The following is a 21,128-nucleotide window of genomic DNA, read 5'->3' as shown; positions in this document are numbered from 1 at the left end:
ATAAAGATATAATAGTAAAAAATTTTAAAGGATGAAGTATGATAAAAGTGCCTACAAGTATATATTTAAATACCTTAGATGGTAAGGAATTTGATTTTTCCGCCTTTGCAAGAACGCATGACTGCGTTATTTTTATCTACCCAAAGATAGGCGAGGACTTTAGTCTTTTAAGTGAGCAACTACAAAATACACCTGGTATGAAGGGCTGCACCAAACAAGCGATAAACTACAAGAAATTTTTAAAAGATTTTAACGATCTTGGTTTCATGGTAGTGGCCATTAGCTCACAAGATATCGCAGCTCAAAAGAAATTTCAAGAAGAGACTTTAACTGGTGTTATGTTTTTAAACGATAGTGAGTTTATGCTTGAAAGGGCGCTTGAGCTTCCAGTTTTTTCTGCATCAAATGGACATAAATTTTACTTTAGGCAAACGCTCATCATAAAAGATGGCAAGATAAGGCGTGCATATATAGTGGATGATCCTGAGAATGATGCTAAAAATATGCTAGAAAAAATCAAAGAAAAAGACTACTAGGAGCTAAAATGAGCCAAAATAGTAAAATTGAGAAGTCTTATGATGAGCTAACTTATAAATCAATAGCTTTTGCCCAATCGTCGCCATATAGGCTTGAAGCTTGTGCGACACTTCTTGGCATAAATCCGCCTCCATGCGAAAATGCAAGAGTTTTAGAGATAGGATGTAGCTTTGGTGGAAATTTGATCCCATTTGCAGTAAATAACAAAAATGCGAAAGTAGTTGGCATAGATCTTAGCGGCGAGCAGATAAGGCGCGGACAAGAGATCGTTAAAGAGATGGAGCTTACAAATTTAGAGCTTATACACGGCGATATTTGCGAATTTAAAAGCGATGAGAAATTTGACTATATCATTGCTCATGGTGTTTTTAGCTGGGTGCCTGATTTTGTAAAAGAAGCTATATTAAAAGTCGTAAGAGAGAATTTAAGTGCAAATGGCGTGGCGTTTATCTCTTATAATGTTTATCCTGGCTGGAAAGTAAAAGATATCGTAAGAGATATAATGCTACTTGCTGCAAAGGATAAAGAGAGCATGCAAGAGAGGCTAAAAGCAGCCAAAGAAGCACTTTTAGTCTATAAAGAATATTTGTTAACAAGAAATGAAGAAATTTATGAGGGAAAAATACCCCTTAAGATGCTTCTTTTTGTAACAGAACATGTGCTCTCAAAAGATGACTTTTACATAGCTCATGAGTTTTTAGAATACACAAATGATCCGTTTTATTTCAAAGATTTTAATGCCATGCTTGCCAAAAATGAGCTTACTTATCTTTGTGAGTATACGCTTGATGATATTTTTACTCCAGATGTTGGCACAGCCATAGTAGATGAATACAAAAATAATAAATTTAAAGACAGAATCGATCTAGAGCAATTCATGGATATGATTAGCAACAAAGTCTTTAGACAAAGCCTAATAGTCCATAGCAAAACTTATGAGAGCATAGCCAATAAACAAATAGGTCCAAGTGATATTAATAAAATTCACGTTGTGGCAGATTTTATAAAGAAAGATAACCAGTGGCAAGATAGTTATGGTGCTATGCCACAGGATATATCATGGCTTTGCGAGGTCTTTTATAAGATGTATCCAGCTAGCATAAACCTTTCTCAGATTTTAGAAATTTTGCCAGAAGATAAGCTTATGGTTTATAGCGCTTTTGTAAGAATTTTAACAAACTCGTCTGATGCAATGATTTTAAAAGATGAGCAAAAAAATATCGAGTATAAGCCCGGCTACTCAAGACTTAGTCAAAATTTAATAAATTATGTAAGATATTTTTTAAATCATAAAAATAATGCCGATGTTGTTTTTGCTAATAAATTTAGCATCTCAAGGAAGCTTAACAATATCGATTATTACATACTTTTATTGCTTGATGGTAAAAATAGTTTAGAAGATGTCGCAGCAAAAACCTTAAAATTTATCAAAGAGAACAACGAAGAAATATTTGACATAAATGGCAAAGTGCTTAAAAAAGATAAAGTCGCAGCAAATATAATGAGTTACGTGCTAGGCACAGCAAAAATAGCTAGTATGCTTTATCTACTAGAAGAAATTTAAGGTTTAAATTTTACTTTGCTTATATAGCTGTGTGATTTTATCTTTTAGATTTAGTGTGTTTTTTGAGAGAGCTATGAAAAATGGACTTTTTAGATGAACAAGCTCGTAGCTCATCTCTTTGCTGCTATTAGCGTCAAATACTTTTCCACCACAAAAATTTACGAGCGCTTCTCCTGCTGCATTGTCCCAAAGGTAGCTTGGGGCAAATCTCAAATAAGCTCCACCAAATTCAACCAAACGGCAAAATTTTATGGCTGAGCCGATGCACCTTTGCTCAAAATTTAAGCTCTGCCCTATAAATTCTATCTCTTTGGCATCGCCTCTTCTGCTTGAAAAGATTAGATTGTCTAAATTTTTATCTTTTTTGTTTAGATCAACTCTGTTTATGATCTCGTCATTGTCATTTAAAATTTCTTTAAAAGCGCCATTTTCATCAGCATAAAAAAGCTCTTTGCTAACTGGGATAAATATCACGCCAAGCACCGGCCTAGCTTTTTTTATAAGCGCTATGCAAACGCAAAATTCGCCGTTTCTAGCTAGAAATTCTTTCGTGCCATCAAGAGGATCTACAAGCCAAAACTCATCTTTGTCACTCTCTTGCAAGATGCTCTCTTCAGAGCAAATTTTTATCCCGCTTTTGCTTAGAATTTTTATTATCGCTTCATTTGCAGCTAGATCAGCGCTAGTTAGTGGCGAGCTGTCATCTTTTAGGCAGACTTTAAGAGCCGTATTATCTGCAGAGTAAAATTTCATTATTTGCGCTCCAGCATTAACGGCTGCTTTGATGGCTAAATTTAGAAGCTCACTCATTTTGGTGTTCTGTTTGTCTCTCCAACATAAAGCTGTCTTGGGCGGACGATCTTTATCGTATCTTGCTCTTTTAGCTCGATCCACTGGCTGATCCAGCCTGGAGTCCTGCCGATGACGAAGATGACGGCAAACATATTATTTGGTATGCCAAGCGCTTTTAGGATGAGGCCAGAGTGAAAATCAACATTTGGATATAAATTTCTACTTACAAAATAGTCATCATTTAGCGCGATCTCTTCGATGCGGTTGGCAATCTTGATAAGCTCTGAGTTGATGCCTATCTCATCCATCAGCTGATCTCTCATCTTTTTAAGCACTTTTGCGCGAGGATCAAAATTTTTATAGACCCTGTGACCAAAGCCCATTAGTCTAAATGGATCGTTTTTATCCTTTGCTCTAGCGATGTATCTATCGACATTTGCGACTGAGCCTATCTCTTCAAGCTGACGTATAACGCCCTCGTTTGCGCCGCCATGAGCCCAGCCCCAAAGTGCGCCGATGCCCGCACTTATACATGCGTATGGGTGAGCGTGCGTTGAGCCAACGGTTCTAACAGTAGTCGTTGAAGCGTTTTGCTCGTGATCTGCGTGCAGCATAAAGACCGTGTCAAGTGCTTTTATCTCGATTGGTTTAAGATCGACGTGCTCGTATGGATAGCCCCTCATCATGTAGAGGAAATTTTCAGTAAAGCCACGATCTAAATTTGGATATATAATAGGAAGTCCGCGTGAGTAGCGGTAGCTAAAGGCCGCGATTGTTGGAATTTTAGCGATTATACGCATGGCCATCTCGTGATACTCTTCAGGTTTGTCCATATTTAGATGATCTGAGTAAAACGCACTTAGTGCCGATACTGCTGCTTGCAAGATCGCCATAGGGTGCGCCTTATCTGGAAATGCGTCAAATAGTTTCATCATACCTTCATGTATAAAGCTTCTTTTTTTAAGCTCAGTTTTAAAATTTATATACTGATCATTTGTTGGAAGCTCTTTGTTTAAGAGTAAGTATGCCACGTCTAAAAATGTCTTATTTTCAGCCAAATACGCGATATCGTAACCTCTATACATTAGCTCGCCTTTTAAGCCGTCTATATAAGTTATCGCCGAGCGACACATCGCAGTTGAAGTATAACCTCTGTCAAAAGTAAACATTCCAGTATCACTAAAAAATGTCGAGATGTCTATCACATCAGGTCCCATAGTGCCTTTTAGTATAGGAAACTCGTAACTCTTGCCAGTTCTGTTATCAGTTAGCGTAGCTGTATTTGATGACATTTTTACTCCTTACTTCTTGATTGCATTAGAAATTTTATAATTATTGTCCCTATTATAGCTTGAGCTAGGCTTGCTAGGATAAAAGATGAGTAAGAATAGTCACTTATCTCACCTGATCTGTGTGCGATAGTAGCAACTGCTACTAAAAGTGTTAGTGGCATGGATTGTGAGAGAGAAAACAAAAATATCCCCTTAAATCCTAATTTCCCTACAAATAACACACTTGAAAAAAGCCTTGTGGTAAGCATCGCACAAAATATAAAAATAGCGTCTTTTATCACTTCATTTGAGCTTAGGCTTGAGAGCTTGAAGGTTGAGCCTATGTGTATAAAAAATATCGGTACCAAAAATCCAAATCCAAAGCTTGAAAGCTTGTGCGGTAAGTCTTTTTTATGATCAAAAAATGTCGCTATAAACATACCTGCGATAAACGCGCCAAAGGCAACTTCTAAATTTAAATAAAGCATAAGTGCAATCATCGAAAAAAATACAGCAATGCTTAGCCTAATATCTTTTTCATCCTTGTCATAGTGTGGCATAAGGATCACTTTAAGCCCTGGATACCACCAAAAAAGCACATCTAAAATTTTAAAGCTAAGCACGCTGATAGCTAAAAATAAGATCAAATAGCCAATCGTTAGCCACAAATTTATACTAGCTCCAAACTGCAAATAGGCTGCTATAAATGTCAAAAGCGTAATGCTTATAAGCTCACCAATAGTTGCAATAAGCATGCTTAAATTTAGCCATTTTACATCTCTGCCATACTCTTTAAATAGCGTAAATATCATGCCAACAGCCATTATCGGGATAATGATAATATAGAGCAAACTAAGATCAAAACTAAATGTAAGTGCGGTTGCTAGCGAGTAGATGAGTGCAAGATAGATAAGCCCCAGACGTAAAATTTTGCGGTCAATGTTTATAAGCATTCTAAGATCGATCTCCATACCAGCTAGAAACATCAAAAAGAAAAAGCCAACTTCGCTAATTAGCTTAAACATCTCATTTTCGCCGACAAGCCCGATGTAGCTAGCCAGTGCTCCAAGTATTATCTCAGCAGGAGCGACAGGAATGCGTAAAATTTTAGAAATATAAGGCGAAGCAAAGACGATAAATGCCAAAACGACAAGAATACTAAGCTCGCTAGCTTGATGTAACTGCAAAAAGATCCTTAAATTAAAAATGTTTGATTGTATAAAAAGCTTTGTTATTTTTTGATTAAGCTAAGCGATCTTTGGGCAAAATGGCGATAAATTTTTAAAAATTTGGAGTGCAAATTTATGCGTAAATTTCTATTTTTTGTCTTGATGTTTTTTGGAATTTTTAGCTTTGGGGATGAGCTAAGTTTGGTTCAAAGTTTTAAATTTGATGGAAGCGTTTTTTATAAGAAAAATACAGCCAAAGATGAGAGTTTTTACTTTTTAAAAAATGAAAATTTTGATGAGCATTTTGTAGGCTTTAGAGTGAAATTTGACAAAAATATAAAAAGTGAAAGTATGCTTGCTGAGCTAAAAAAGAATATAAAAGAGGCTAAAGAGGTGCTTTATAGTGAAGAGAATGATCAAATTTTAGCTCTCATAAAAGATGAAACTAGCAGTAAAAATATAGAAATAATCCACTTTTTACTTAGAAATAATGGAGTCTTAATGCTTTCATATGAGAGAATTTATGATCCAAAAACTCTGGTAGATGGGCTTAAGCCTGTACTTTTAAGCGAAGCTAGAAATTTTATGCTTCAGATGCCAAAGGTAGAAGCTAGATAGAAAGGCGGATGTGGCGGTATTTTGCACTGCATGCGATTAAAAACTACGACAAATTTTTATTTATCAAGTCAGATAAGCGTCAAGTAAATTTTAAAATTTCATGAACGAGTAATTTCGGCTCTGATTTTAGTGGCAAGCTTTGCGAGACCTAAAATCAGTAGTCAATTCTTGCGAGTGAATAGAATTTTAAAATTTTCGCGATAGTAAAATTCTATTTTTAAAAATACAGACTTTTTTATTTTAGGTTCTTTTATTCAAAAGGGAGACAAGGGGACTCGAGTTACGAAGCCGTCCCCTTATCCCCCTTTTTAAATCCCCCAATCCCCTCGCACGTTCAAAGTGCATGCAATGGTGCTAAAGCACTGCATGCGATTAAGAAAATCTAGCAAAATTTAAACTCTATTAAATTTGCAAACTCTCATAAACTCTTGCCAAGTAAAATACCAAGATAGCTTGCAAGTAGACAAAAAACAAGGTTTAAAAAGATATTTAAAAGGCCTTTTACCAGCTCGCCTTCTAGTAAAAATTTCACACTATCAAGGCTAAAGCTTGAAAATGTTGTAAAGCCACCAAGTATACCAACAACGAGAAATACTCTCACGCTTTGGCTTAAATTTAGACAAAACAAAACGCCGATAATAAAGCTGCCAAGCACATTTACGCCAAGCGTAACTAGCGGAAAGTGGCTAAATTTTAGCAGCTCGCCAGCTAAAAACCTGCATCCAGCCCCGATAAAGCCTCCAAACCCTGTGAAAAGCAAATTTGCAAGCATTAGTGACAGATACTAGCGAAGCTAAAACCGCGCTTTGTAAGCTCCTCGATATCCTTGCTAGCTTTTTCGCCTTTTGCAGTGAGATAGTCGCCTATCACGATCGCATCGGCTCCATTTTCAAAGATCTCGTATTGTCTATCGCCTAAAATTTTCTCCCTACCGCCAGCTATCATGACTCTAGTTTCTGGTAGATCTCTTTTGGTCTCACGCACTATTTTTAGGGCTTCATCCGCACTAAGAGGAGGCAGATTAAGAGTTAGAGCTTCATTTTTAATGAAAAAATTTATCGGCGACGAAAATGGCTCAAGCTCTTTTAGACTAGCTCTAAAGCTCACCCTATCAGCCTCACTCTCGCCAACGCCGTAAATACCACCAGTGCAAAGCATAAGACCTGCTCTTTTTGCATCTAAATTTGTCTGATATCTCTCGTCCCAAGTGTGTGTTTTACAAATTTTTGGGAAAAATTCTCGGCTTGTTTCAAGGTTGTGGTTGTAGCTAAAAACGCCAGCCTTTTTAAGCTCGCAAAGTTGCTCATAAGTGGCCATGCCGTTACACGCGATAAGCATCAAATTTGGCACTTCTTTGCTCACAGCTCTTGCTAAAGATGCGATGTAGTCAGTCTTTTTGTCATTTAGTCTAGCACCGCTTGTGACTAAACAAAAGCCAAGAGCGTGGTTTTTATAAGCCATTTTGGCCTCGTCTACCACCTGCTGCACGCTTTTTTCTTTAAATTTTGAGATATCGGCACCAGCTTTGGCACTTTGTGTGCAGTAAGCGCAGTCCTCGGCGCAGTTTCCTTGAGTGACTGAGCATATCGCACAGAGCATAATTGTTTTCATTTTTCATCCTTTTTGGGGCGTATTATAGCTTTGGTAGGTTTAAAATTTAAGTAGGGCGGTTTATGAATTTACAAAAATAGTTTGATGAAATGTATAAATTTATTTTTATTCAAAGGGGACAAGGGGGCTTGAGTTACGGTCTGCTTGCAGCTGCGAGCTAGCGAAGCAAAGAGCCGTCCTCTTATCCCCCTTTAAATCATCTAGGCCCTTCGCATGTTAGAAGTGCATGTGATAGCACTTTGCACTGCATGCGTTCGTATATCTATAAATTTTAAAATTTGCTCCACAATATAAACTTATTAAAAACTATGCGAAAAATTTAAATTTTATGACATTACTTTCTATTGTAAATTTCCGCTCTCTCTTTTAAAAGATCTGTTTTTAAATTTGGCAAAGCGCTAAGCTCGCCAAAAAGTCCAAAAAGTGGGTGCTACGATGTGAAGCTACCCTCTAACTGAGTGTAGTTGGTGACGAGGTTTTTGCCCTTTATACTGGCTAAGCTTAGCGGTGGTGTCAGGCATTTAAAGTCCAAATTTATAAAAGCCAAATTTAGGCTCAAGGGGCTCAAATTTGGCTAGAAATTTTTAGTTTTCAGAGATAAGGGTCTTTTTCTTACACTTTGTGCACTCTATAAATGTACCTTTTTTAAGCTCTTTTTTGATCATATCGCCGCCACATTCGTCGCATTTTTGCTCAACTGGCTCGTAGTTTGAAACGAAGTCGCATTTTGGATAGTTGGCACATCCATAAAATTTACCGCGCCTGCTAAATCTCTCGACGATCTCGCCGCCACATTTTGGACATGGCACATCAAGCTTTTTAAGCTCACGTTTTGGCTTAGCAGCCGTTGCAGTGTCAGTTTCTGTGCTCTTTTCATTATCTTTTGCGACGTTTCTTGAGTATTTGCATTTTGGGAAATTTGAGCAAGCTATAAATTCGCCGTATCTGCCCTTTCTAAGTACTAGCTCGCTTCCGCACTCTGGGCACTTCTCTCCGATCGGAGTGGCTGTTTTTAGGCTTTTTATGCCAGTTTTGCCAGCGCTAATTTTTTCCATAAATGGATAGTAAAAGTCGCTTAACACCTTTTGCCAGTCGGCCTTGTCAAGTGCGATTTCATCGAGCTTTTCTTCAAGATGTGAGGTAAATTCGCTATCAACGATATTGCTAAAGTGCTCCTCCAAAACGCCTATCATGCTAAATGCGATCTCGTTTGGTATGAGCTGCTTTTTCTCGACTCTCACGTAGTCTCTTGAGGTTAGCAGCGTGATAGTCGGTGCATAGGTACTTGGGCGACCGATACCTAGGCTCTCTAACTTCTTAACAAGGCCAGCTTCTGAGTACCTAGCTGGTGGCTCGGTGAAATTTTGCGTGCTTTTTATGCTTTGCAAGCTCATCTCGTCGCCCTTTTTTAAATTTGGCAAAATTTTATCCTTATCAAGCTCGCCATAAACCTTGTAAAAGCCATCAAATAGGACCTTTCTGCCACTTATCTTAAACTCGCCTTTTTCACTTGCGACGTAGACATTTTGCGTTTGGCTCACACATGCGCTCATTTGGCAGGCTAAAAATCTATTGTAGATGAGTGTGTAGAGTTTGAGCGCGTCTTTTTCTAAAAATTTAGCCGCTATTTGTGGCGTGAAGTTTAAATTTGTAGGGCGGATCGCTTCGTGGGCTTCTTGCGCGCCTTTTGAGCTTGTCGTGTAGCTTATCGCTTTGGCTGGCAGATACTCTTTGCCGTAGTTTTGCAATATATGCTCTCTAGCGGCTGCGACGGCCTCTTTGGCTAAATTTAAGCTATCTGTTCTCATATATGTGATCGCACCCATGAAACCCTCGTTTGTTTGCACACCCTCATAGAGGCTTTGTGCGATCATCATCGTCTTTTTAGGGCTAAAGCCAAGGCGGTTGCTCGCACTTTGCTGAAGGGTTGAGGTCATAAATGGCGGGCTTGGCTGGATCTTTCTATCCTTGCTCTCGATCTCACGGACGCTAAATTTCTCATTTTGTAAATTTTCAATGATGTATTTTGCGCGATCTGGGTTTTGGATAGTGAGCTTTTCGATCTTTTGGTTTTCAAATTTAACTAGCTCAGCGTCTAAATCTTTTTTGAAAAATGTATCAATCGTGTAATATTCAACCGGTTTAAATGCCTGTATCTCACGCTCGCGGTCGACTATTATTTTTAGAGCTGCACTTTGCACACGGCCAGCGCTTAGTCCTTTTTGTATCTTTAAATTTAAAAGCGGACTTAACTTATAGCCAACTATGCGGTCAAGTAAGCGCCTTGTTTGCTGGGCATTGACGCTATTCATATCGACGCGTCTTGGGCTTTTTAGAGCATTTTGTATGGCACTTTTGGTGATCTCGTGAAAGACGATACGAGGTAGGCTAGTTGGCTCCTTGCCGATAGCGTTTGCGATGTGAAATGCGATCGCCTCACCCTCTCTATCCTCATCGGTCGCGAGGTAAATTTCATCAGCACTTTTGGCGAGCTCTTTTATCTCTTTTACGATGGCTGAGTGATCACTGCTGATACGATACTCTGGGGTAAATTTATCGTCCTCTATCTTGATGCCAAAGCTTGTTTTTGGCAGGTCTCTGATGTGTCCTTTTGAGGCGATGACATTGTAGCTTTTGTCTAGAAAATTTTTGATAGTTTTTGCTTTTGCGGGAGATTCCACGATGATTAAGCTTTTCATTTATATATAGCCTTTGAATTTTTTGGCGTAATTGTAGCAAAAATAATTTTTAAAGTATCAAGGCATAAAAATCAAATCCATGTTAATCTTTAAAAATTTTTTCATTCATGCCTATAAAGTTTTTAGAAAATTTCACGATATAGTTTTTGTGCGACAAGAAGTCGTAACTAAAAAATTAAAAGGATTTACAATGAGTTTTCGTATTAACACAAACGTAAACGCACTTAACACACACGCTAACGCAGTTAGCAACAACACTGACCTATCTAAGTCACTTAACAAACTTAGCTCAGGTCTTAGGATTCAAACAGCTGCAGACGATGCTTCAGGTCTATCTATTGCAGATAGTTTAAGAAGTCAAGCTTCAGCTTTAGGTCAAGCTATTGCAAACGGTAATGATGCTATTGGTATCATTCAAGTTGCCGATAAAGCTATGGACGAGCAGCTAAAAATTCTTGATACTATCAAGACAAAAGCTACTCAATCAGCTCAAGACGGCCAAACAACTCAATCACGCCAAGCATTGCAAGCTGATATCGTTCGTCTAATGGAAGAGCTTGACAATATCGGTAACACTACTTCATTTAACGGTCAGCAACTACTAAACGGAACATTCTCTAATAAAGAATTCCAAATAGGTGCTTACTCAAACCAAACTGTTAAAGCAAGTATTGGTGCGACTACGTCTGATAAGATCGGTCTTACACGTTTTGAGAGTTCAAGACTACTTACAGCTATGGGTACAGTAAATCTTAAATTCTTAAACGTTGATGGTGTAAATGATGTTGGCGTTACAGCTGCTACTATCTCAACAGGTATCGGTAAAGGCCTTGGCGCTCTAGCCGAGAACATCAACAAAGTTGCTGATAGAACTGGTGTTAGAGCTACAGCTGATGTTACTTGGAAAGCAAGTGCTGCTATTGGCGGTGGTTTAATTCAGTCTTTAACAATCAACGGTGTTAAAATTGGTGATCTAGAGGTTAAAGCAAATGATGCAAACGGTGCACTTGTAAATGCTATCAACTCTGTAAAAGATCAAACTGGTGTTGAAGCTTCTGTTGATGCTGAAACAGGCAAAATGGTATTAACAAGCCGTGATGGCCGTGCTATCGTAGCTTCTGGTAAAGACATCTCAAAGGGTCTTGGCGGTAAAGGTGCAGCTGCTAAAGGTACATCTTTAACCGGTTTCGTAGGTAGACTAAACCTTGTTCGTCTTGATGGTAGAGATATCAAGCTAAATGCTGGTGGCGTTGCTAAACTATCGCTAGCATTCTCTGCTAATGGTGGTGCTCAACAATCAGTATCTCTAAGAGATATAAGAGGACAAATAGATAAAACCCTAGCAACAGCTATGGGCTTCCAAAGAATGAGTGGAGCTTTATCAGTAGCTCAATCTGCTGGTGTTATGACACTTCGCGGTGCGATGGCTGTTATGAGTATCGCTGAGTCTGCTCAAAAAACACTAGATCAAGTTCGTTCAGACCTTGGTTCAGTTCAAAACCAACTTCAAGCTACAGTTAATAACATCACTGTAACTCAAGTTAACGTAAAATCAGCAGAATCTCAAATCAGAGATGTTGATTTTGCTAGCGAGTCTGCTAACTTCTCAAAACATAACATCCTAGCTCAATCAGGTGCTTATGCTATGAGTCAAGCAAACAGCGTACAACAAAACGTAATGAAGCTACTACAATAGTTTCATTAAGGTTTTAGATAGAGGCTTTGTCGCAGTAACAAAGCCTTAAGAGTGTTAATGCTTTTACAATACGCAAACCCACGCCCCAGAGTTTAACTTTGGGGCTTTATCTACTAAAAATAAATAGTAATGTATCTATTTCATTTTTGCTCTAGTGGTTTAATAATGGGTTGTGTTATAAATTTATAATTGTGACAGAGGCTTACTAAAACTAGTAAGCCAAATAAAAAGACTGTAAGTAAAATAATTCTACTTACAAATTAGCTTATATACTCAGTATAAAATTTTCTTTTGCTTTTCCTATCTCATTTTTAGTTATTAGTTTTCTCTTTTTTAGCTCAGCAACAAGTGTTTTTGAAGCTTTTTTAGTAACTTCAATGTCGGCATTTAGTCCGCCAGCTGCAGAGAACATCCAGTACTTGTGCATATTTACCCACATAAGAAGTTTGTTAGTTTTTTGGATAGTTGTGTCGCTTGGCGCTACAGAAATTTTTGCAAGCTCAAGTTCTTGATAATAGACTGAAATTTGCAATATATTATCTACATATTTTTGATAATTACGTTTTGCGATTACATCTTTTAGTTTATCTATCTTTTTTGTTATTTTAAGAAGCTCATTAAAATGCTTTTTTTCTATTTTATTTTCTTTATTGAGCTCAAGCAATTTATCTATGCTAGGCACTACTTCTAAAAAGACTTTTTCTATTTGTTGTTTGACTTCACTTTGAGCCTTTATCTTTGCAAGTATGACTTTATAAGCTTTTAAAAGGTTTTTATTTACCGTCGTTTCACTGTCTTTTTTGATATTAGGCAGTTTTTTAATCTCTTTGCCTTTGCAAAGCTCATGCATTACTTCTAAAAACGGCTTTTCTATAGTGCCTTCTATTCTAGCACCACCTTCGGTACAGTTATATGATTTTATATTCTCTAAGCTTGATTGGGCGATGTCATTTTCAAACTGGTTTTTAAATAGAGTCCAAACATATGTTGTTTTAACCTCCCCCTCTCCGCCATAAGCTTTAACATATAAATTTTCATCCGCTTGTGCAAAAGCGTGACCTTTTGCATGGCTTGCTCCATCTTTACCAAATGCTAGATCCTGTCCTATGAAAACGATATTTTTATGTCCTAAGACATAGGCTAGCTGGTAGGCCATGTTTGCACAACTATGCCCCACACCCAAATATCCATATCTTTTTAGACCAAACATATACTCCTCTTGTTGAGGTCTCATAGTTAGTACTAGTTTTCTTGGCAAGATATTTTTAATAGTTTGCTTGTGTGTAACTGAGGCAACAATAAAGTGTATATTGTCATCAATATTTGGATGTTTTTTTTCAAAAAAACTAGAAGTTGGTTCTATTCTTTCAATCGACATTACATAATCAGGCTTGATATCATGCCTTGCAAGGATTGGATAAGAGGCATCAACGCTTATAATGCTAACATATGGAGCAAATTTTTTAAGCGTATTAAGCTGTTTATCTAGGCTTGGGCCAGTTGATACAATTATAGCTGTATCCATAAGACCATATCTTTTTTTAACAAGACTTGTGTAGCAATAATTGCTAATCATGGGCACTAAATTTTCACAATTTTGTCTTGTGCCTAATAAAAGATCGTCTATGCTATTGCCGTGAGCAACTACTATTTGAGAAAATGCCCTTGTAATCTCTTTGTTTATTCTTATGTAGTCTTCTTCAAATTGATCATAAAAAGGCATATGAATCATAAGATTATCATAGGTTTTTGCATATGAGTTTAGTTTCGCTTCTGTAACCAGATAATAAAAATGTGTATAGGTGGCAAATTTTGAATAAAAAAGTATTATCTGTCCACTTTCTAGTTCGTTTGATAGATCAATAACATTTAAAACAAGATATATGATCTCGATCTCTGGCTCTATGACTACGATTTTTTGGTGTGTTTCATTTTTTGCTAGTGCTTTATAGAGTACGCCATTACCTAGTCCATAAAAAAATAGTATCGGATAACGTTTATAGTCACTTTCTATATCTTCAAGTAGCTTTAAAATGTCTGCTCCAGGATTTTCATAGATATATTTAAGAGTATGTTTGTTTATTAAATTTATATCAATTGGATCTTTTCCTATAAAAATTTCATAGTCTTCATTACCTGCAATAGACCAAAGCCTTGCTGCTAGAATTTCATCTTGCTGAAATAGTGCTTGAAGATTTTTTTGAAAGATAGGATTTTGGATATTTGATACATTATCTTTAGATGGTTTTACCTTTTTATTAGATGCCTTATCGTTTTTGTTATTCATATCAAATCCTCCTTTGTTAATCTCTCGCTAAATTTTATATCTCTTTTTGCTTTTTTGCCGATCAGCTCTTTTAGAAATTTAGGGTGCAAGCCATATCCTGGGCGCACGCTCCTTATATTTAGCTCGCTAAAAATTTCACCTTTTTTTATATCTTTGCTTGCATAAAGTGAGCGTGAAAATCTCCTGTTTAAAGCCGCTTTTTCATCTAGCTCGTAGCTTACTTTACCCAAAAGCTCCTCAGCCTCTCTAACGCATTTTGTCATAAGAGTAAATTCGCTCTCATCAAGGCTAAATGCGCTATCAACACTTTTTACGCTTTTATCAAGTATAAAATGCTTTTCAATTATCCTAGCACCCAAGCTAACCGCAACAACTGGGGCTGTCACACCTAAAGTATGATCTGAAAAGCCGACCTCAACGCCAAATTTCTCTTTCATATCAGCTATAGTTTGCAAATTCATGCTATTTAGCGGCGCTGGGTAACTTGAAGTGCATTTTAAAAGAGCGATGTCGCTATTGCCTACATTTTTGCAAATTTGCACCACATCTCTTATCTCTTCTTCATAAGCTATGCCGGTTGAGATGATAATAGGCTTGCCTTTTTTAGCTATAAACTCTACAAAATCATAGTCCGTTACCTCAAAACTTGCGATCTTGTAAGCTGGCGGGTTAAACTGCTCTAAAAAGTTGGCGTCGTCCTTACAAAATGGGCTTGAAAAGCAGACAAGTCCTTCTTCTTTTGCTACTTTAAAAAGTTCGGCGTGCCACTCTTTTGGCGTTAGCGCCTCTTGATAAAGCTCGTATAAATTTCTCTTGTCCCAAAGTCCGCCTTTTATGACAAAGTCGTCCAGGTGCGAATTTAGAGTCAAACTATCAGGCGTATATGTCTGAAGCTTTATCGCGTCAGTTCCAGCGCGCTTAGCTGCCTTTATCGTATCTACCGCCGTTTTTAGGCTGCCACTGTGATTGGCGGAGAGCTCTGCTATTATAAAGACCTTTTTGTCTGTATCAAAATTTCCTATTTTCATCCGTTAGTCCGTTTTATTTTTAAGCTCAAGATAGCTAAATTCACCATCTTTTGCATAGATCCTAAAGCCAAAATTTTTATAAAGTGCGAGCGCTTTTTCGTTGTTATTATAAGTTTTTGCCTTTAGCGAGCCAACCTTTAATGTAAAAAAAGCGTAGTCTTTTATGAGATCAAGCAGCTTTTTGCCCACACCTTTTAACTCTGGGTTTTTATAAACGCCAAATTCGCAACTTTCTTTCGTGATATCAACAAAGCTTATTACTCCGATAAATTTGCTCTCGTCTTTTACTAGAAAATAAATCTTATCTTGAATGCTCTTTAATCTCTCTAAAAAAGCAAAATGCTCCTCTTTGCCAACGCTTTTATTTTTCATAAATTTAGCTATGCGCTCGTCGTTTCGCCACTTTAAGACCATCAACTTTTGCTCGTCATTAAGCGAGGTAAAATTTATAAGCTCAAGCAAATCTCATCTCCCCAGTAAGCCTCATATCCATTTTCTTTTAGCCAAGCAAAGATCTCTTTTTGATTATCAGCTACGCAAATGGCTTTAAATTTAGCTCCCAAAACGTAAACTTCATTTACTAGCGAGCTTGCTGTTATGATGAGCATTTTGGCTTCATTCATTAGCTTTGCCACGCTTTTGCTATCTACAAAAAGACTGAAATTTTCGCTCTTGCTTGATAGCTCTTTTAGAACGCTTAAGTTTTTATTTCCGCTAGTTGTTATGACAGCTGTTTTTAGCTTTTTAAGAAGCAGTTTTTCTGAAATTTTTGCACTTAGCCCTGAGATATCAGTACCTCCAAGAATGATAGCATAGTCGTAAATTTTCTCCCTTTTTACCTGCGCTTCTTCATAAAACTCATCTCTAACTAGCAAAAACTCGTTTCCACAAAATACCTCGCAGTTCTTTTCTACCAGCCCCTCATATCTTGCCTTTTGTGCATACAAATTTACATTCAAAATATAGTCTGCAAAATGTTTTTCATAAGTGTCGTCAAATGATAAAATTTTAATGCCAGTTTTTTCTTTTATAGCTCTTTCTTTTTCAAAGCTAAAGCCGTAGTGATCGATGATGAGAAGCTCGAATTTATTATCTTTTATAAGCTTACAAAGCTCATCTATCTCGCCACTTCTTAAGCTAAATCTAGGGTAGTTTATCTCATCAAAAATGTCACCATCTAGCCTCAAAGACGCAAATGAGATGTCGCTAAATTTTTTAGCAAGCAAAAGATCTCGCCTGATGTGCCCATGCCCTATCTTACTGCTACTATCGGCGCGCACGAGCGTTTTTAGCAGGGGGAGTCCTTTAAATTCTTTCAATCAAATCTTTCCATTATTTATCAAATAAAGCTTCTTAGTAAACTCAAAATCCTCTAGCGTATCTATGTCACAGACTAAATTTCTTGGCAGCAAATATGCTTTTGAATGTGGCGCAAACAAAGCACTGCACTCCAGCCAAGCCTCTTTTTTGCCAAAATAAAATGCCCCAGCGTCATGAAAAGCAGGCTCAAGATCTTGCGAGCGTGTCTTTTCAAACTGCGGATAAAACATGCTAACTCTAGCATTTTCATCAAGTTTTATCGCCCTTTGTATAGGAAAATCAAACGCAGTCGCTGAAAACAAAAATTTACATTCCTGCCTTTTAAACTCTCCTGCGGCCTTTTTTAAAATTTCAGCCGTTATCAGTGGCGCTGTCGCATAAAGACAGCAGACGTCACTAAAGCTAGAATTTGCGCGCCTTATCGCGTCTTTTATCACGTCAGTGCTTGTCGCGTAGTCATCGCTTAGGCTCGCATCTCTAAAAAATGGCACGTTAGCTCCAAATTCTCTAGCCACATTTGCGATCATTTCGTCATCGGTGCTTACGATCACTTCGCTAAAAACTTTAGAATTTAGCGCAGCCTCGATGCTATATGCGATTAAGGGCTTGCCTAAAAAGTCTTTGATGTTTTTGCCAGGTATTCTCTTGCTGCCACCTCTTGCTGGGATGATACAGATCATTTTTACTCGCTAAAACTTTTTAGCACATCAAATAGCGTGCTTGCAACAAATTTAGCATCATCCACGCTCATGCCATGGTGGCATGGTATGCTAAGCTCAGCGCTATAAAATTTCTCCGCATTTGGTAGTGAAATTTCGCCAAGTAGCTCTTTGTAAAAGCTAAATTTATATGTTGGCTTATAATGCACCTGCACGCCAACGCCTTTTTGCAAGAGCGCTTCAAAAATTTGCTCTTTTTTATCCCAAAATTTCTCATCCAAAAGCACTGGATATAGGTGCCTTGAGCTAGTTGTATTTGCTGGGATTTCTATAGTTTTAAAATATTCACACCCGCTAAATTTCTCATCATAAAATTTAGCTATCTCATTTCTTTTGGCAATAAAGCCATCCAGCCTTTTTAGCTGACTAAGCCCCAAAGCGCAGGCTACGTCTGTGATCCTATAGTTGTATCCAAGCAGGCTCATGTCGCTATCCCAAAGCTTTGTTTTAGCGATGCCGTGGCTTCTATATAGCCTTGCTAGCCTTGCTAGCTCATCGTCATTTGTAGCAAGTGCGCCGCCTTCAAGCGTGGTGATAGGCTTTACTGGGTGAAAGCTAAATATGCTAATATCAGCCTTAACGCCCACTTTTACGCCATTTTGCACGCTACCAAGGGCGTGAGAGGCGTCGTCTATCACTTTTATGCCGTGTTTTTTGGCTAAATTTATGATCTTATCTAGCTCCACTGGATTGCCACCGTAATCAACCGCAGTTATCACCTTTGTCTTTGGAGTGATTAGAGCTGGAATTTTCTCTTCATCGATGTTGCCATTTGCTTTTACGTCGCAAAATTTGACCTGCGCTCCAGCCATCAAAGCCGCATTTGCAGTGGCTGCAAAGGTGATAGGCGTCGTAATCACTTCATCGCCGTCTTTTACGCCAAGGCTAAGATAGGCTACGTGAAGAGCCGAAGTGGCTGAGTTCATGACGACAAAATGCTTTACGCCAACATACTTTGCCAGCTCCTCTTCAAATTGACTAACCTTTTGGCCACCTGTTAAGATGTCGTCTCTTAAGGCATCTGTGACTGCCTTTATATCCTCTTCTGTGATCTGCTGACGGCTGTAAGGGATCATTTAGCATCTCCTATCATCTCAAGAAGGCCTGCTCTATCGAGCCAAATTTTATTTGTATTTGAGCTATATTCAAAGTCCTCGCTCACTGGTTTGCCCTTTTGATGAAGAGCATTTGTCGAGAAGTCTTGGGCTGTTAAAAACTGGATAGACGGACTAATAACGTAGTAATCATCAAATTCGTATGTAAGATGTGCGTCGTCTCTTGAGATCATCATCTCATGCATCTTTTCTCCTGGGCGAATGCCTATGATCTTGACGCCAAGCTCTGGCGCAAGGGCTTTTGCAAGATCCATCATCGTCATTGACGGGATCTTTGGTATGAAAATTTCGCCACCTTTCATTCTCTCAAAATTTTTAAGGACGAAATTTACACCTTGCTCAAGCGTGATCCAAAACCTAGTCATCTTCTCATGCGTGATAGGAAGCTCTTTTTCTCCTTGTGCGATTAGCTTTTTAAAGAGCGGCACGACTGATCCACGAGAACCAACGACGTTTCCATATCTTACGACGCTAAATCTTGTCTTTTTATCTCCAACGATGTTATTTGCAGCGACAAAGAGCTTATCGCTTGCTAGCTTTGTAGCTCCATATAAATTTACAGGGTTGCAAGCTTTGTCGGTTGAGAGAGCGATCACCTTACTAACGCCACACTCCAAAGAGGCGTCGATGACGTTTTGAGCGCCGTCAATGTTTGTTTTGATGCACTCCATTGGGTTATATTCTGCGATTGGTACGTGTTTCATCGCAGCTGCGTGGATGACATAGTCTATGCCGTTCATTGCGGTTCTTAAGCGCTTATAGTCCCTCACGTCGCCGATGAAAAAACGCATCGCTTTGTCTTTAAAGACTTGAGCCATTTCGTATTGCTTTAGCTCGTCGCGTGAGTAGATAACTAGCCTTTTTGGCTTATATTTTTTTAATAAAATTTCGGTGTATTTTTTACCAAAACTTCCTGTTCCGCCAGTGATTAGTATTGATTTATCATTAAACATTATTGCACCCTTTACTAACTATTTTTGGGGTATAAATAGCTAAATCTAAATTGTATTTTATAAAAATTTAAGCAAAAGCTATGCCAAATTTTTAAAATTTATTAAAAATTTTTTTATCTTTCTAGATTCTATTTCGTCAAATTTTAATTAATGTTTAGAGGAAATCATAAAAGTAGTGTTTAAAATTTAGCCTTTGCAAGGTCGCAAAGGCATAAAATCACTTCAAAATTCTTGGCAAAGTGATGCCTTCTTGGGCTTGGTATTTGCCATTTTTATCAGCATAAGTTACCTCGCAAGGCTCGTCACCCTCGATAAATAGCACCTGTGCGATGCCTTCGTTCGCATAAATTTTTGCAGGAAGTGGCGTCGTGTTTGAAATTTCTATCGTGATGTGCCCCTTGAATCCAGGCTCAAAAGGCGTTACGTTTACGATGATGCCGCACCTTGCGTAGGTGCTTTTGCCAAGGCAGATCGCTAGCACGTTATCAGGCATGTTAAAATACTCGATCGTGCGCGCTAGAGCGAATGAATTTGGCGGCACGATGCAGACATCGCCCTTAAAATCGACCACGTTCTTTTCATCAAAATTTTTAGGATCAACTACGGTTCCGCCGATGTTTGTAAAAATTTTAAACTCATCACCAACGCGGATATCGTAGCCGTAGCTAGAAACGCCGTAACTAACCACGCCGCGTCCGACCTGCTCCTCGGCAAATGGCACTATCATATTTTTCTCAACCGACATTTTTCTTATCCAAGAATCTGACTTTAAACCCATTTTTGCTCCTTTTTTGGGCGATTATAACGCTTTGCGTCTTTAAAGTAAATTTAATAAAGCGAATAAATTAGATGAAAATTAGTATAATTTTAACAGCAAAAATTAATAAAGGACAAAAATGCAAGAGAAAAATGCAGAAATTTTTACTGGCGAGCGTGCGATGTTTGGGGCAAAAAGTGTAAATTTTACAAACTGCATCTTTGAAGATGGCGAATCGCCGCTAAAGCACAGCTCAAATTTAAAGCTAAATGAGTGCGTTTTTGCCTACAAATACCCACTTTGGTATGCAAATGATATCACGCTAAATGGCGGATACTTGGAGCCTCTAGCAAGGGCTGGCATGTGGTACAGCACAAATTTAAGCTTTAAGGATATGGTCATAAATGCTCCAAAAAGCTTTAGAAAAAGCTCGCAAATTTTACTAGAAAATGTAAATTTTTCAGACGCTGCCGAAACACTTTGGGGGTGTGAGGATGTGAAGATAAAAAATGTTTTTGCAAAAGGCGATTACTTTGGGGCAAATAGCGAAAATTTAGAGATTGATGGGCTAAATTTAGACGGAAACTACTGCTTTGATGGTTGTAAAAATGTCCATATCACAAACTCAAAGCTCATTTCAAAAGATGCTTTTTGGAACTGCGAAAATGTGGTAGCGCAAAACTGCCTCATCTCAGGCGAATATCTAGCTTGGAACTCAAAAAATGTGACGCTCATAAACTGCACGATAAAGAGTTTGCAAGCCCTTTGCTACGTGGAAAATTTGGTCGTAAAAGATTGCATTTTTATGGATACGAGTCTTGCGTTTGAATATTCAAGTGTCGATGTAAGCACAAGCGGAGCGATAAAAAGTATAAAAAATCCAAAAAGTGGCGTGATAAGGGCAGCAAAGATAGATGAGATCATCATCGATGAAAATTTAGTGGATACTAAAGGCATTAAGATAATTATTACTGAAAAATAACTTAGCAAAA

At 38.0% G+C, this 21,128-nt stretch carries 19 protein-coding genes; 5 read left to right on the top strand and 14 right to left on the bottom strand.

Annotated elements, in window-relative coordinates; all coding sequences use genetic code 11:
- Window positions 1–38 precede the first annotated feature (38 nt).
- Both G5B98_RS07885 and G5B98_RS07880 read left to right on the top strand, forming a co-directional pair.
- Entirely contained in the window at window positions 39–536 is a 498-nt protein-coding gene (locus G5B98_RS07885) for a redoxin family protein (RefSeq protein WP_196086596.1), read from the top strand.
- An 8-nt stretch (window positions 537–544) separates the two neighbouring features.
- A complete protein-coding gene (locus G5B98_RS07880; protein WP_196088167.1) occupies window positions 545–2,101 on the top strand; it encodes a class I SAM-dependent methyltransferase in 1,557 nt (518 codons plus the stop codon).
- A gap of 3 nt (window positions 2,102–2,104) precedes the next feature.
- Here G5B98_RS07880 and G5B98_RS07875 read toward each other — a convergent pair whose 3' ends face one another.
- The 3 genes from G5B98_RS07875 to G5B98_RS07865 are packed head-to-tail and all read right to left on the bottom strand — an operon-like array spanning window position 2,105 to window position 5,351.
- Window positions 2,105–2,911, bottom strand: coding sequence for a 3'(2'),5'-bisphosphate nucleotidase CysQ family protein (locus G5B98_RS07875; protein WP_196086595.1), 807 nt, complete (start codon window positions 2,909–2,911; stop codon window positions 2,105–2,107).
- Window positions 2,908–4,185 carry a citrate synthase gene (locus tag G5B98_RS07870; protein ID WP_084109619.1) on the bottom strand — a complete coding sequence of 426 codons (1,278 nt, stop codon included), beginning with the start codon at window positions 4,183–4,185 and terminating at the stop codon, window positions 2,908–2,910. Before G5B98_RS07870 ends, G5B98_RS07875 begins: the two co-directional genes overlap by 4 nt.
- Window positions 4,186–4,187: 2 nt before the next feature.
- The gene (locus tag G5B98_RS07865; RefSeq protein WP_103588295.1) at window positions 4,188–5,351 is read right to left on the bottom strand and encodes a cation:proton antiporter; all 1,164 of its coding nucleotides are present in this window, start codon (window positions 5,349–5,351) and stop codon (window positions 4,188–4,190) included.
- 117 nt (window positions 5,352–5,468) lie between these two features.
- On the opposite strand from G5B98_RS07865, the gene G5B98_RS07860 reads away from it, so the two are divergent.
- Window positions 5,469–5,951, top strand: a complete 483-nt coding sequence (locus tag G5B98_RS07860) for a hypothetical protein (RefSeq protein ID WP_196086594.1) — start codon at window positions 5,469–5,471, stop codon at window positions 5,949–5,951.
- A gap of 418 nt (window positions 5,952–6,369) precedes the next feature.
- Here the strand turns inward: G5B98_RS07860 and crcB are convergent, their stop codons facing one another.
- The 3 genes from crcB to topA all read right to left on the bottom strand — a co-directional run bounded on the left by crcB (window position 6,370) and on the right by topA (window position 10,261).
- Complete coding sequence (gene crcB, locus G5B98_RS07855) at window positions 6,370–6,723, bottom strand: fluoride efflux transporter CrcB (RefSeq protein WP_196086593.1); 354 nt, start codon at window positions 6,721–6,723, stop codon at window positions 6,370–6,372.
- Window positions 6,723–7,562: a biotin synthase gene (locus tag G5B98_RS07850; RefSeq protein WP_196086592.1), complete on the bottom strand. Its 840-nt coding sequence runs from the start codon at window positions 7,560–7,562 to the stop codon at window positions 6,723–6,725. The genes crcB and G5B98_RS07850 overlap by 1 nt, the downstream gene beginning before the upstream one ends.
- 584 nt (window positions 7,563–8,146) lie before the next feature.
- Window positions 8,147–10,261 (bottom strand): type I DNA topoisomerase, encoded by a 2,115-nt coding sequence (topA, locus tag G5B98_RS07845; protein ID WP_196086591.1) that lies wholly within the window; start codon window positions 10,259–10,261, stop codon window positions 8,147–8,149.
- Between the two features lie 190 nt (window positions 10,262–10,451).
- Here topA and G5B98_RS07840 point away from each other — a divergent pair, with 190 nt between their 5' ends.
- On the top strand, window positions 10,452–11,957 hold the full coding sequence (locus G5B98_RS07840) for a flagellin B (protein WP_021091720.1): 1,506 nt from the start codon (window positions 10,452–10,454) through the stop codon (window positions 11,955–11,957).
- 265 nt (window positions 11,958–12,222) lie between these two features.
- On the opposite strand, the gene G5B98_RS07835 is transcribed toward G5B98_RS07840, so the two are convergent.
- The 8 genes from G5B98_RS07835 to dcd form a co-directional block, all read right to left on the bottom strand.
- The gene (locus G5B98_RS07835) at window positions 12,223–14,244 is read right to left on the bottom strand and encodes a motility associated factor glycosyltransferase family protein (RefSeq protein ID WP_196086590.1); all 2,022 of its coding nucleotides are present in this window, start codon (window positions 14,242–14,244) and stop codon (window positions 12,223–12,225) included.
- Entirely contained in the window at window positions 14,241–15,272 is a 1,032-nt protein-coding gene (gene pseI, locus G5B98_RS07830) for a pseudaminic acid synthase (protein WP_196086589.1), read from the bottom strand. Before pseI ends, G5B98_RS07835 begins: the two co-directional genes overlap by 4 nt.
- A 3-nt stretch (window positions 15,273–15,275) precedes the next feature.
- Complete coding sequence (gene pseH / locus G5B98_RS07825) at window positions 15,276–15,734, bottom strand: UDP-4-amino-4,6-dideoxy-N-acetyl-beta-L-altrosamine N-acetyltransferase (protein ID WP_196086588.1); 459 nt, start codon at window positions 15,732–15,734, stop codon at window positions 15,276–15,278.
- The gene (gene pseG / locus G5B98_RS07820) at window positions 15,719–16,591 is read right to left on the bottom strand and encodes a UDP-2,4-diacetamido-2,4,6-trideoxy-beta-L-altropyranose hydrolase (protein WP_196086587.1); all 873 of its coding nucleotides are present in this window, start codon (window positions 16,589–16,591) and stop codon (window positions 15,719–15,721) included. Before pseG ends, pseH begins: the two co-directional genes overlap by 16 nt.
- Window positions 16,592–17,272, bottom strand: a complete 681-nt coding sequence (gene pseF / locus G5B98_RS07815; RefSeq protein ID WP_196086586.1) for a pseudaminic acid cytidylyltransferase — start codon at window positions 17,270–17,272, stop codon at window positions 16,592–16,594.
- A 2-nt stretch (window positions 17,273–17,274) separates the two neighbouring features.
- A complete protein-coding gene (gene pseC, locus G5B98_RS07810) occupies window positions 17,275–18,387 on the bottom strand; it encodes a UDP-4-amino-4,6-dideoxy-N-acetyl-beta-L-altrosamine transaminase (RefSeq protein WP_196086585.1) in 1,113 nt (370 codons plus the stop codon).
- Window positions 18,384–19,379, bottom strand: coding sequence for a UDP-N-acetylglucosamine 4,6-dehydratase (inverting) (pseB, locus tag G5B98_RS07805; protein ID WP_103588285.1), 996 nt, complete (start codon window positions 19,377–19,379; stop codon window positions 18,384–18,386). Before pseB ends, pseC begins: the two co-directional genes overlap by 4 nt.
- A gap of 217 nt (window positions 19,380–19,596) precedes the next feature.
- Complete coding sequence (dcd, locus tag G5B98_RS07800; RefSeq protein ID WP_021091674.1) at window positions 19,597–20,157, bottom strand: dCTP deaminase; 561 nt, start codon at window positions 20,155–20,157, stop codon at window positions 19,597–19,599.
- Between the two features lie 118 nt (window positions 20,158–20,275).
- Here dcd and G5B98_RS07795 point away from each other — a divergent pair, with 118 nt between their 5' ends.
- Entirely contained in the window at window positions 20,276–21,118 is an 843-nt protein-coding gene (locus tag G5B98_RS07795) for a DUF3737 family protein (RefSeq protein WP_196086583.1), read from the top strand.
- Window positions 21,119–21,128 lie beyond the last annotated feature (10 nt).

Source organism: Campylobacter concisus, assembly GCF_015679985.1.
In the GTDB taxonomy this organism is placed as follows: Bacteria; Campylobacterota; Campylobacteria; order Campylobacterales; family Campylobacteraceae; genus Campylobacter_A; species Campylobacter_A concisus_AC.
This window is presented reverse-complemented; position numbering and strand designations above follow the sequence as displayed.

What these genes read in the sequence shown, in the direction of transcription:
- G5B98_RS07885 (WP_196086596.1), top strand. Translation starts at nt 39, where the DNA reads ATGATAAAAGTGCCTACAAGTATATATTTAAATACCTTAGATGGTAAG.
- G5B98_RS07880 (WP_196088167.1), top strand. Translation starts at nt 545, where the DNA reads ATGAGCCAAAATAGTAAAATTGAGAAGTCTTATGATGAGCTAACTTAT.
- G5B98_RS07875 (WP_196086595.1), bottom strand. Translation starts at nt 2,911, where the DNA reads ATGAGTGAGCTTCTAAATTTAGCCATCAAAGCAGCCGTTAATGCTGGA.
- G5B98_RS07870 (WP_084109619.1), bottom strand. Translation starts at nt 4,185, where the DNA reads ATGTCATCAAATACAGCTACGCTAACTGATAACAGAACTGGCAAGAGT.
- G5B98_RS07860 (WP_196086594.1), top strand. Translation starts at nt 5,469, where the DNA reads ATGCGTAAATTTCTATTTTTTGTCTTGATGTTTTTTGGAATTTTTAGC.
- crcB (WP_196086593.1), bottom strand. Translation starts at nt 6,723, where the DNA reads ATGCTTGCAAATTTGCTTTTCACAGGGTTTGGAGGCTTTATCGGGGCT.
- G5B98_RS07850 (WP_196086592.1), bottom strand. Translation starts at nt 7,562, where the DNA reads ATGAAAACAATTATGCTCTGTGCGATATGCTCAGTCACTCAAGGAAAC.
- topA (WP_196086591.1), bottom strand. Translation starts at nt 10,261, where the DNA reads ATGAAAAGCTTAATCATCGTGGAATCTCCCGCAAAAGCAAAAACTATC.
- G5B98_RS07840 (WP_021091720.1), top strand. Translation starts at nt 10,452, where the DNA reads ATGAGTTTTCGTATTAACACAAACGTAAACGCACTTAACACACACGCT.
- G5B98_RS07835 (WP_196086590.1), bottom strand. Translation starts at nt 14,244, where the DNA reads ATGAATAACAAAAACGATAAGGCATCTAATAAAAAGGTAAAACCATCT.
- pseI (WP_196086589.1), bottom strand. Translation starts at nt 15,272, where the DNA reads ATGAAAATAGGAAATTTTGATACAGACAAAAAGGTCTTTATAATAGCA.
- pseF (WP_196086586.1), bottom strand. Translation starts at nt 17,272, where the DNA reads ATGATCTGTATCATCCCAGCAAGAGGTGGCAGCAAGAGAATACCTGGC.
- pseC (WP_196086585.1), bottom strand. Translation starts at nt 18,387, where the DNA reads ATGATCCCTTACAGCCGTCAGCAGATCACAGAAGAGGATATAAAGGCA.
- pseB (WP_103588285.1), bottom strand. Translation starts at nt 19,379, where the DNA reads ATGTTTAATGATAAATCAATACTAATCACTGGCGGAACAGGAAGTTTT.
- dcd (WP_021091674.1), bottom strand. Translation starts at nt 20,157, where the DNA reads ATGGGTTTAAAGTCAGATTCTTGGATAAGAAAAATGTCGGTTGAGAAA.
- G5B98_RS07795 (WP_196086583.1), top strand. Translation starts at nt 20,276, where the DNA reads ATGCAAGAGAAAAATGCAGAAATTTTTACTGGCGAGCGTGCGATGTTT.